This is a genomic window from Desulfamplus magnetovallimortis (assembly GCF_900170035.1).
Taxonomy (GTDB): domain Bacteria; phylum Desulfobacterota; class Desulfobacteria; order Desulfobacterales; family Desulfobacteraceae; genus Desulfamplus; species Desulfamplus magnetovallimortis.
Window position 1 is genome coordinate 219,504 of the sequence record NZ_LT828548.1, and the last position, 11,098, is coordinate 230,601.

10 protein-coding genes and 2 pseudogenes are annotated in these 11,098 nt (G+C 41.4%); 4 read left to right on the forward strand and 8 right to left on the reverse strand.

Annotated elements, in window-relative coordinates:
* From MTBBW1_RS28460 to MTBBW1_RS15895, 8 genes and pseudogenes are all read right to left on the reverse strand, one after another.
* The coding region (locus MTBBW1_RS28460) for an apolipoprotein A1/A4/E family protein (RefSeq protein WP_222424076.1) at positions 1–320 on the reverse strand (320 nt) is incomplete at its 3' end.
* Between the two features lie 466 nt (positions 321–786).
* Complete coding sequence (ahcY, locus tag MTBBW1_RS15865; protein ID WP_080804737.1) at positions 787–2,232, reverse strand: adenosylhomocysteinase; 1,446 nt, start codon at positions 2,230–2,232, stop codon at positions 787–789.
* Between the two features lie 161 nt (positions 2,233–2,393).
* Positions 2,394–3,566, reverse strand: coding sequence for a methionine adenosyltransferase (gene metK / locus MTBBW1_RS15870; protein WP_080804738.1), 1,173 nt, complete (start codon positions 3,564–3,566; stop codon positions 2,394–2,396).
* 28 nt (positions 3,567–3,594) lie between these two features.
* A complete protein-coding gene (locus MTBBW1_RS15875) occupies positions 3,595–4,560 on the reverse strand; it encodes a trimethylamine methyltransferase family protein (protein ID WP_080804739.1) in 966 nt (321 codons plus the stop codon).
* A gap of 263 nt (positions 4,561–4,823) precedes the next feature.
* Complete coding sequence (locus MTBBW1_RS15880) at positions 4,824–5,591, reverse strand: class I SAM-dependent DNA methyltransferase (RefSeq protein ID WP_080804740.1); 768 nt, start codon at positions 5,589–5,591, stop codon at positions 4,824–4,826.
* A gap of 880 nt (positions 5,592–6,471) precedes the next feature.
* A pseudogene (locus MTBBW1_RS30385) lies at positions 6,472–6,588 on the reverse strand (4Fe-4S binding protein); the annotation flags it as partial.
* 3 nt (positions 6,589–6,591) lie between these two features.
* Positions 6,592–6,762: pseudogene (locus MTBBW1_RS15890) on the reverse strand (amidase family protein); the annotation flags it as partial.
* 89 nt (positions 6,763–6,851) lie between these two features.
* The gene (locus tag MTBBW1_RS15895; RefSeq protein ID WP_080804742.1) at positions 6,852–7,670 is read right to left on the reverse strand and encodes a DUF3786 domain-containing protein; all 819 of its coding nucleotides are present in this window, start codon (positions 7,668–7,670) and stop codon (positions 6,852–6,854) included.
* A 242-nt stretch (positions 7,671–7,912) separates the two neighbouring features.
* On the opposite strand from MTBBW1_RS15895, the gene MTBBW1_RS15900 reads away from it, so the two are divergent.
* From MTBBW1_RS15900 to MTBBW1_RS15915, 4 genes are all read left to right on the forward strand, one after another.
* Positions 7,913–8,371, forward strand: coding sequence for a hypothetical protein (locus MTBBW1_RS15900; RefSeq protein ID WP_080804743.1), 459 nt, complete (start codon positions 7,913–7,915; stop codon positions 8,369–8,371).
* Between the two features lie 11 nt (positions 8,372–8,382).
* Entirely contained in the window at positions 8,383–9,921 is a 1,539-nt protein-coding gene (locus tag MTBBW1_RS15905; protein ID WP_080804744.1) for an SDR family oxidoreductase, read from the forward strand.
* Positions 9,922–9,931: 10 nt separating this feature from the next.
* Entirely contained in the window at positions 9,932–10,474 is a 543-nt protein-coding gene (locus MTBBW1_RS15910) for a pyridoxamine 5'-phosphate oxidase family protein (protein ID WP_245809426.1), read from the forward strand.
* 271 nt (positions 10,475–10,745) lie between these two features.
* The gene (locus tag MTBBW1_RS15915) at positions 10,746–11,066 is read left to right on the forward strand and encodes a hypothetical protein (protein WP_080804746.1); all 321 of its coding nucleotides are present in this window, start codon (positions 10,746–10,748) and stop codon (positions 11,064–11,066) included.
* Positions 11,067–11,098: the final 32 nt, after the last annotated feature.

The following is an 11,098-nucleotide window of genomic DNA, read 5'->3' on the forward strand; positions in this document are numbered from 1 at the left end:
AGTCTCTTATTAAGGGCTTCACTGTTTGCTTTCATCTCTGATCTAAGGGCTTCACTGTTTGTTTTCATCTCTGATCTAAGTGCTTCATTGCTTGACTTCATCTCCTCTCTTAAATCAGATATCCTTGATGAAAGAGCCTCATTGGCAGCTTTCATTTCTGATCTAAGAGATTCCTGGCCAGCCTCTAATTTTGCAAGTTTTTCTGTAATTTCACGGTCAGATATATGAGGTGCGACTTCTACTGCAACTGATAATGACGGGAACAAACAGTATAAAAGTGTTAATATTAACATTATAAAAAGCATTGATTTGATCTTCATTATCATTAACCTCCTATTAACATTAGGAATATGTTCAACAATCAACTCTCATGTCTGTTATTAATATAAGTATTCGGAAAATAAAAAACAATAAAAAAGGGGAACAGGCATTATAGACCTATTCCCCTTTCGTTAATTTTTCTATTCTATTCCCGCCGAAAAAAAACAACTTTTTGGAGATCCTTCATATCAACTCAAAATTAGTTTCTCAAAATCGACATCTTATTGATTTTTCAGAAGTTATTTCAGTTGTCTGAGCCAGGATAACCAGGATAGATAGGATGCTCAGGATAGATAATCCTGCCTTATCTTGTTAATTTTGGGAATCCTGATTCAGACAGTGTTGACAAGGCTTACAAGATCATAGGTGGCGACTTTGAGTAGTTTACACTTTTGGAAAAATTCTGAATCATGATTAAAGGATTTAAGGATTAACACGATTAATTATGATTTTGCAGAGGCCTCATCAATATCTGTAATGATCTGGTTTATACGGGCCATCAACGGGAATACCGATGTAATCAGCCTGTGCCTGGCTCATACGGGTCAATGTGACGCCAAGTGTTTCAAGGTGAAGCCTTGCCACCTCTTCATCCAGTTCTTTGGAAAGGGTATATACCTTTTTTTCATGCTCTTCCTTGGCCAGTCGGATCTGCGCAAGCACCTGATTGGTAAAACTGCAGCTCATGACAAAGCTGGGATGTCCCGTGGCACATCCTAGATTGACGAGACGCCCCTCTGCAAGCACGATGACCGATTTCCCCGATTCCATGGTCCATTTGTCCACCTGTGGTTTGATAACGGATTTTGTATTGGAGGGATTTCCTTCCAGATAGGCCATTTCAATTTCATTGTCAAAATGACCTATATTGCATATGATGGCCTCATCCCGCATCTGAGCAATGTGTTCTCCTCTGATCACCTGGTAGTTCCCCGTGGCTGTGACAAACAGATCGCCAAGGGGAGCGGCCTCCTCCATGGTCATAACCTGAAATCCCTCCATGGCTGCCTGAAGGGCACAGATGGGATCAATCTCAGTGATGATAACCCTGGCACCATACCCTTTCATGGAGTCGGCGCAACCTTTCCCGACATCGCCATAACCTGCCACGACAACCACCTTTCCGGCCAGCATGATATCGGTGGCTCTTTTGATGCCGTCAGCCAATGACTCTCTGCAACCGTAAAGGTTATCAAATTTGGATTTTGTCACCGAGTCATTGACATTGATTGCAGGAAAGAGAAGCTCATGTTTTGCAGCAAGATTGTAGAGTCTGTGGACTCCGGTGGTAGTTTCTTCTGAAACGCCCTTGATCTTTTCGGCTATGCGGGTCCATTTTTGGTTATTGAGTGCATAGCTTTGTTTGAGGCGTTCCATAAGAAATTGTTCATCGACACTACCGGGCTTTTTATCCAACAGAGAGGCATCTTGTTCCACCTTTACGCCTTGGTGAACCAAAAGTGTTGCATCACCACCGTCATCCACAATCAGGTCGGGGCCGCTTCCGTCCGGCCATGTCAATGCCTGTTCCGTACACCACCAGAACTCTTCAAGGGTCTCTCCCTTCCAGGCAAACACAGCAGCGGAAGCTTTGTCGGCAATGGCTGCTGCTGCATGATCCTGGGTCGAAAAGATATTGCAGGTGGCCCACCTGAGATCCGCACCCAGCTCATATAGAGTATCAATGAGCATGGCGGTCTGGATGGTCATATGAAGGCTCCCCATGATTTTCAAGCCCTTAAGCGGTTTTTCTGCGCCATATTTTTTTCGGAGGGCCATCAGACCAGGCATCTCTTTTTGGGATAACTGCATGTCCTTATGGCCATCGGAGGCAAGGGAGAGATCCTTTACCTTATGGTGAAGGGTGGGATCCAGTGGCATAAACGACGGTTCACTATCTGCTTGATACATATTATAGTTTTCCTTTATTTTATTCAATGGTTCGAAATGATTTAAATTAATATCTTTATGATAGACAGGTATAATTGATTGCGCATCAATTATCCCCAAATATAAAAATGATAGTTATTGAAAGAACAGGGGTTACCCTGGAGTAATTTTTTCAATAAAAATCACATATTCGCTTTTGCACGTATCTCTTCTGCCTTATCGGTATTTTCCCATGTAAAATCAGGGTTGTTTCTGCCAAAATGGCCGTAGGCAGATGTATTTCGGTATATGGGACGAAGCAGATCAAGGGTTTCAATAATACCGGCAGGTCTAAGATCAAAGATCTCCCGAACAATTTCCGATGCCCTTTTTTCCGAAATTTTGCCGGTTCCCATGAAATCCACAAGGAGCGAAACCGGTTGAGCCACACCAATGGCATAGGCCACCTGCACTTCACACTTATTTGCAATGCCGGATGCCACAAGATTCTTTGCAATATAGCGTCCCATGTAAGAGGCACTTCTATCCACCTTGGAGGGATCCTTGCCGGAGAAGCAGCCGCCCCCATGGCTTCCCTGGCCACCGTAGGTATCCACAATGATTTTCCGTCCCGTCAGCCCGCAATCTCCCATGGGGCCACCGATGACAAATTTTCCGGTGGGGTTAACAAAAAATTTTGTATCGCCATCCATCATTTCAGCAGGAATTACCTTTTTGATCACCTCTTTGATGATGGTCGCCTTCAGCTCTTCATGGGTGACATCGGGTTTGTGCTGGGAGGAGACAACAACAGTGTCCACCCGGCTGGGTTTTCCATCAACATACTCAACGCTGACCTGGGATTTTCCATCTGGTCTCAGAAAATCCAGTGCGCCGTTCTTTCGTACCCGGGTCAACCGTTTTGTCAGTTTATGGGCATACATGATGGGCATGGGCATCAACTCAGGGGTTTCATCTGTGGCAAAGCCGAACATAAGTCCCTGGTCTCCGGCCCCTTGCTCTTTGAAAAGACCTTGGCCTTCATCAACCCCCTGGGCAATGTCCGCAGATTGATGGTCGATACTTGTAATCATTGAGCAGGTTTGCCAGTCAAACCCCATATCCGATGAATGATATCCAATATCCCGGATGGTCTCCCTTGCAATTTCCGGGATATCCACATAACAATCCGTAGTTATCTCTCCGGCAACCATAACAAGACCCGTTGTGACAAGTGTTTCGCAAGCGACTCTGCATTTTTTATCTTCCGCCATAATTGCATCAAGGACGCTGTCTGATATGGCATCTGCAACTTTATCTGGATGTCCTTCTGTTACAGATTCCGATGTAAAAAGTGATGTTATTTTTTCCGTCATTAAATTTCTCCTGTTATAATTCATAAGTTTATTTTTGATGAAGAATCTGCTCTATCTTGTTCAAAACGTCCTCTGATTTGGGTTCCACTTCATGGGTGGATAGAATCTTTCGTGTTTTTTCAGTGCATCTGGTAAACAGATCTTTACTTCCTTCCTGTTCCCATGCGTCGTACCGTGAGCGATCCATCAGTTCTGGAAGCAAATGGGCTGTCTTAAAATTTTTGAATGTATGGGGATCTGCCAGAAAAATGGCGTTATTTTCGGACTTTGCCACCCGTTCGATCACATTTAGCGCAAGGGACTCCTCATTGACGGGAAGCCCTTCTGTGAAAAATCTGCTCATGGCGACCAGCTCATCCGCCATGGTCACCATCTCCATAGAAGATGTGTGTCCTGATTCGATATAGCCCACATCGTGAATCACATTGCATCTGGAGAGCATGGCCGTCATAATGGACATCATTCCCTCAGCCCCTGCCTGTGCATCAATAATCTTGGAATCCGTGGCTCCGGCATATGACCAGATGGGAATATCATAAATTTCATCCCGCATGTCCGCAAGGGCGGCCTGGGTCAGGCTCCATTCCGTACATCCGTAGGAAACAACGGTACTTTTCATGTCCAAAATACTGACATTGGGCGCAAATAGATAAGGAGAACCCTTACCGGCGAGCTGGTGAATCACCAGCCCCACAAGGTTTTCAGCAAGACCAAGGGCAATGGCACCACTCAGGATCACCGGAGCGCCGCTTCCGGCATTGCAGCCAGATGGCAGGCAGATTGGAATTTTCTTTTCTGCGCAGAAAAGGAGTTTATCCATCACATTTGAAGGAAAGCGCAGTGGACTGATGGCCTCGGAATAGTTGAGCAGAAACGGTTTTTTCTGGAACTCTTTCTCCCCACCGGCAACAGCACATGCAATCTCATAAATCTGTCGAATATCTTTTCCGCTGTCGGCAATAAAGCAGATGGGCTTGTTGCTGTTTTTCACCATATGAAGATGCGTTCAAGGTCATTCAAATAAACCCCCATGTTTGCTTACGCAACACAATAAAACATGAAAGTCGTTATATATCAGCATGTTATGGAGGATTTCTAATAAATCTGCATGTTTGTTGACGCATCACAACTGAACACGAAAGTCTTTGTATATCAATATGTTATGGAGACTTTCTAATAAACCCCAATTGACATACTCATAACGACGAATGCCTTTATCAAGGTGTATTGAAGATCATTTAAATAAAGCTATGGGATTTAATTCAAAATCATGCTGGTGGGGATGTCATCATGTTTTTGTCCGATGATGGCAAAATATTCGAGGGGGGTTCCATCTTGACATAATCTATGCACATAATGCTTTTTTGACTTAACGTCTAATATTCCGCCGTCCGTCATATGTTGAATTAGCTTAGAAAAACCTGTCCTATCCTTTTCGGAATAAAACTCATCTTTGATATTAAAAGCGATCCAACCGGATTCACTTATTAAATTGTAAGCTTCTGCAAATGCATGGGGTGGTATATCACCGAACCCCAGTGCTGCAACCAGCGTCATGCAGTTTAAAGATTCGTTTACAATTCTTTTTTCAACATCTGCAGGTAGTTTGGTCAAATCTTCTACAAAATAATCCTCATAAATGCCTGGTCTGTCCCGCTCTGTGGCCATGGCAGCCTCTTCAATGATATCGATACCGATGACGCTCTCCACACCTGCAGAAAGAAGCTCCTCACCGACCATGCCATTACCGGCTCCCACATCAAGCACTTTCAGATTAGATATCTTCTGATTTGAGTTCTCCACTGCATTGACAAGCTCTGAACAGATAACCGCAGGGGATTTACATTTATAGTTTTCATAGAAAAGGTGCTCATAAAGCCCTGGAATTTTATAGATTTCATCATAATCATGTGCCCGTATCTGCACCTCCCTGCCATCGTTACAGGTGATGATAAATTGTTCCTCTCCCTGTTGAATTTCACAGGTGTTTTCCGGAATTGTTACTTTAAAACTTGGATCATCCATTTTTTCTCCTTTATATGAAAGTTCCCACAAATGGCTGTTTTTTATAAAGACTTTCAACACTTCGATTGTGACGGTGAAACGCCATGTTGGTTATAAAAAATATGAAAACCATATTCATTACTCAAAGTCGACACCTATGATCTTGTAAGCCTTGTTAACACTGTCTGAATCAGGATTCCCAAGATTAACAAGATAAGGCAGGATTATCTATCCTGAGCATCCTATCCATCCTGGTTATCCTGGTTCAGACAACTGCAATAACTTCTGAAAAAGCAATAAGATGTCGATTTTGAGTCATTAAAAAACATAGTGTTCTAAACAATCTCTATATCCTAATGTTGATGTGTTTATATAGGGTTCAAAGTATTGTGTCAAGTCCGTATTGGGGATTATCACAAAAAAGATACTCGTGTGGCAATATGTATTTGTAAAAAATATATATAGTTAAGGTAGTTAAAATAGCTTCTCTGTACAATGCCCTTTTATTAAACAATCAAAAAAATCATAGTGTTGTTTGTTTTAGATAGTAATTTGATTGATTTATTAAAATTGTTTTTTAATAGTAGTCTATTTAAATTGATTTTTTGCAACATGGAACGTTGCAGGAATGGCAATCCGTGAAATAGCGTTCTCTTTTCAAGGGCATCCAGGCGTCTTGAAACTGTTCGAGGATCTCCTGTCTGAATGATTTTCTTCATCTTCTTCTTGAGAAGTTGCTTAACTTCCGGAGAAAGGCTCCCAAGGTGTTTTTTTACCCATCTTGAGACACTTTGCTGATGATGAAAGATACATAATAGGTGTTATCAATGGCATGAACCGTAATGGCGGTGTCCGGACAGATCGCCATGCAATGCCCACAGGATAATGAATGATCGCCTGTTACATGTGCCTTGCCATTTTTAAAAGAGAGCGTTTCTGATGGGCAAACGGTAATGCATAGTCCACATCCGGAACATTTATCCGGATCTATTTCTACTGATATCTGAAAGTCAGTCATGAGTTACCGCCTCCATCCATCGTTCTGTTGCCATGGGGAGGCCTGTTCAAGCTGTGTTGCCAATTGGAAAAGTGTTGCTTCATCTCCAAAAGGAGCCACAAACTGTACCCCGACAGGAAGACCATTTTTAGTCCATGACAGAGGAACGGACATGGCAGGCTGGCCTGTCTGGTTGAAAAGCTGTGTTGGGTGTCATAGCCATTCATTTTATCTTTAATTTTCAGCACTGAACTCATTTTTTATACCACCTCAAATCTTGATATTTAAGATTCACCACAAAGAAGCTGTCTTAACCGTTCACTTAAAAATAAAATAGATTCAATATCAAGATGCTCCACAATGGTTTCATCAAATAAAAATTTTACCTCAGCATCAAATGAGTCATCCACATCCCAAAACATAAGCAACACAGGGATTTTGGGAAATACTTTAAAATAAAATGCTATATCTGATGATGAGTATTTATCAGTCACATCTATTCCACCCAAAGATTTAGAAGCTTCAATTAGTTTCTGAATGTCTCCGGCAAATTTTTTAATAAGGGGTTGTTCAACATGGGAATGCATCGACTTTATTTTGGAAATAGTATTAGGGAATTCCTGAAGAGATTTCCAATTACCTGTTGGATCTCGTTTTCCACCTTGTGCAATGTGATTGAAGATAAAAACCTGCTCCCACCTATTAAGGGCTGTTCCTTGAATATTGGTGACGCTTTCTTTTTTTATCAAAACAAAATCTTCAAAATAAGGCAACCTGAGCGCACTACCATCTTCTATATTAATGATTTCACCACCAATGCGTTCGGGTAAATCTTTTATTTCCATTGACGCAGCTCGTTTTTTTGCCCATAAAAGAGCATCTTGAGCCATATCTTTTTTTGTCCATTTTCCTTCTGCATGTTGTTCGTCAAGTTCTTTTTGGCACGTTTTAATAATTTCAGTTTTAATATAAGGACAGTTTTTTAAAGGATGTTTTTCAGAAACCACCATACTGGCAAAAGCAAGACAGGTAGGGAAACCACATTCTTTACAATTGGTTTTTGGAAGTGCATTTTTATATAAATCAACGACTGACAAAGCCATAAAAATATCCTTTACAAAGATGTTGCAATTTTTTATGTTCAGGGCTTACATCATTTAACTCACATTAAAATTTTTGAATATTATAATATCTATGCGGATAAGTCTATAATTGTTGACCTACGCAATCTGATAAGCGATTGATATCATTTTCACACATGGAGGGATGTTCCGTACTTCCAGGCATCGGACGTATTTGAGTATCAACAGTTCATGTTAGTAAAAAGAGAGGGGCTGAAAACAAAGTGATTAAAATACCATTAAATTCTCTGTGTCAATTAAAAGCAGTCCTTGTTTTCATAGCAATTTTCCACTTTATTTTTGGTATTGGTTTGATGGTATCAATTGATTTCCAAAAAACAGCAATTGCTTTATATGGAGGTACACTCGATTGGACACCTACGCCAATCTATTTTATAAGGATAATTGGATCTTTCGCATTTGTTCTTGGTTATTTCGCCTGGATGGCTTCCCGGGATCCATTGAGATATAAAATAATAATTTTTGGATTTATCGAATTCTTCATTCTGCGAAATCTTAACCGCCATTTTTTTGCAGATGAAGTATATACTGTTCTTAATATTAGCCAGATGATGAATCTCATCACTTCACTTTTTTTTGGATTTCAGGCTTTGCTGTTGGGATATCTTTGGTGGCGGGTATCAATAGATATGAGTCAAAATAGATATGACGACCAAAAATAAAGGTAGAGATTATGACATGTAAACCAAACCGCCCTGTACTCATCACCGGGGCAACCGGCTATGTTGCCGGCAGATTGATTCCCCTTCTCTTGCAATCCGGCTATCCCATCAGAGCAATGGGCCGCTCTATTGAAAAGATGAGGGCACGACCTTGGGCAAACGATCCAAATATCGAGTTGGTCACAGGGAATATCATGGATATTGATTCATTACATAAAACCGTCAAAGGGTGTGGCACTGTATATTACCTGGTACACTCCATGATTTCCCAGAAAGAAACATACCGGCATGCCGATCGTATTGGTGCAGAAAATTTGATACAAGTCGCCGCAACCCATGAGGTGGATCATATCATTTATTTGGGAGGTCTTGGCGATATAAAACATGAAAATATCAGTAAGCATCTCATTTCAAGAAATGAGGTGGGGAATATTTTGTTAAATGGTCCAGTACCTGCTACTGTTCTCAGGGCAGCCATGATTTTGGGATCAGGGAGTGCCAGTTTTGAAATATTACGGTATCTTACAGAGCGGCTTCCTGTCATGATCACTCCTAAATGGGTACATATGCCAACCCAACCCATTGCCATAACCAATGTGTTGGGTTATCTGAAAGGGTGCCTGGAGCATGCTGAAACTAAAGGAAAAACATTTGATATTGGTGGCCCAGATGTTGTGGCGTATGAAGATCTGTTTACCATTTTTGCAGAAGAAGCAAATCTTCCAAAGCCGATGATGATTCCGGTTCCAGTGTTAACCCCCAAGCTCTCGTCTCTCTGGATTCATCTCGTGACACCGGTACCGGCAGCCATTGCACAACCATTGACCGAAGGTTTAAGTCTTCCCACTACCTGCACAGAAAATTCCATTAAATCAATTATTCCCCAGCAACTCATCAGTTGCCGGGAGGCTATCCATCGGGCTTTAGATAGAGTCAGGCAAGAACAGATCGATACCTGTTGGGCAGACGCAGGAGAATTACTTTATCCAGAGTGGGCACATTGCGGCGACTCGGATTACTCCGGTGGCACCATACTAAAATGCGGGTACCGTGCCATTGTGAAAGGTAGCCCAAAAGAACTCTGGCCATCTATTGAAAGGTTGGGAGGAAAGACCGGATACTATGCAGCGGACTTGCTCTGGCAAATTCGGGGGGTTATCGATATTTTCACTGGTGGGGTTGGGCTGAGTCGGGGGCGACGCTCCAATGAAAGACTCAGAATCGGCGATGTATTGGATTTTTGGCGGGTATTAGATCTCGAACCCCATCAAAAATTGCTTCTCATTGCAGAGATGAAAACACCAGGGGAGGCATTGTTGGAAATCACCATAACTGACTTTTTTGATGGACGATGTGAAATAACACTGCTGTCCAGATTTTTACCCAAAGGCTTAGCAGGGATTCTTTATTGGTATGCACTTTATCCATTCCACCAATATATTTTTTTCCACATGCTCAAAGGAATGGTTCGATCAGCTCATTTGACATTGGTGACAAGACCCAAAAGATTTACCCCCAAAATAAGCAGATCATGTAACCTCACTAAATGAAAGGATGATCGTGAATAGCACTGAAGACCTCATGAAAAACCGACAAAAAATAGCACTGCAAAATATTCAATCCTTATTTTCAACCCAAAGACTTGCAGTACTGGCAACTCAATATAATGGTTACCCATATACCAGTCTTATGGCGTTTGCCTCGACTTCCGACTTAAAAAATATTCTTCTTTTAACCTCCATGAGTACAACAAAATATGATTATTTAACGGCGTGCCCCAACGTATCACTTTTGATCCACAACAGCCAAAATTTTTCAAATCATAAAGGCGATGATGTTGCCGTTACTGCAATAGGAACTGCTTCCACAGTATCGGGTCTGGACAAAAAAAAATTGTTGGCAACTTTCTTAGATCACCACCCCTCATTAACTAAATTTGCTTTAGAACAAACAACTGCATTGATTTCTGTTGCCATAACCAAATATATTATGGTTTCTCAATTTCAAAATAAAATTGAAATCCCCGTATCACTGTCAATGTCCAAAATAAATGACCCTGTAGCGGCCAACAAAATTGACCCGGTTAGTACAAAAAAATATTAGAAATTGAACGTTTATTTAGCATCAGGTTCATGATATACAAAAACAGCATTAATGAGTATCTCATCTCACTCATATCTAACTTCTCTTTTCTTTCTTAATTGGTGGTGTCCCAAATATGTTGATGAACTCTTCACAAACCTTGATTCAGCAGGGCTTTCACAAAAAGATATCAACACTTTTATGACACTACCCTTTTTTTAAGGAGCTGTCTATAATTCAGATAGATTGTGTCGTTTATTTTGACTGATTCATGCAGACAAAGGAAAAATATATGCCTACGGGAATGATTGACAATGTACGGGGAAGAAGTCTACCACCGGAATGGTTGGAACAAATCGGGGGAAGACCGGATCAGACTTTCCAAATCATTATTAAGGTGAAGCCTGGTGTTGAGCGCAGCATGCCGTTAAAGAATAGACTTAAGCCTGCCGCAAAGAATGAATTGCTTCCACGTGTCCCCAAAGAGGTGAAAAACAGGGCGTTGAAAGCGTTGCTGGAAGATTCCGAAAATGATTTCGATGATTTGGATATGGATGAAATAAAAAATGCGCGGAGAACAAAAGATCCTGATTTTTATAACTTTTTTGACTAAAAACACCTTGTGATATGCTCGAAAACGACACC

Coding starts and splice junctions, on each gene's coding strand:
- ahcY (WP_080804737.1), bottom strand. CDS start 2,232: ATGTATCAAGCAGATAGTGAACCGTCGTTTATGCCACTGGATCCCACC.
- metK (WP_080804738.1), bottom strand. CDS start 3,566: ATGACGGAAAAAATAACATCACTTTTTACATCGGAATCTGTAACAGAA.
- MTBBW1_RS15875 (WP_080804739.1), bottom strand. CDS start 4,560: ATGGTGAAAAACAGCAACAAGCCCATCTGCTTTATTGCCGACAGCGGA.
- MTBBW1_RS15880 (WP_080804740.1), bottom strand. CDS start 5,591: ATGGATGATCCAAGTTTTAAAGTAACAATTCCGGAAAACACCTGTGAA.
- MTBBW1_RS15895 (WP_080804742.1), bottom strand. CDS start 7,670: ATGGCTTTGTCAGTCGTTGATTTATATAAAAATGCACTTCCAAAAACC.
- MTBBW1_RS15905 (WP_080804744.1), top strand. CDS start 8,383: ATGACATGTAAACCAAACCGCCCTGTACTCATCACCGGGGCAACCGGC.
- MTBBW1_RS15915 (WP_080804746.1), top strand. CDS start 10,746: ATGCCTACGGGAATGATTGACAATGTACGGGGAAGAAGTCTACCACCG.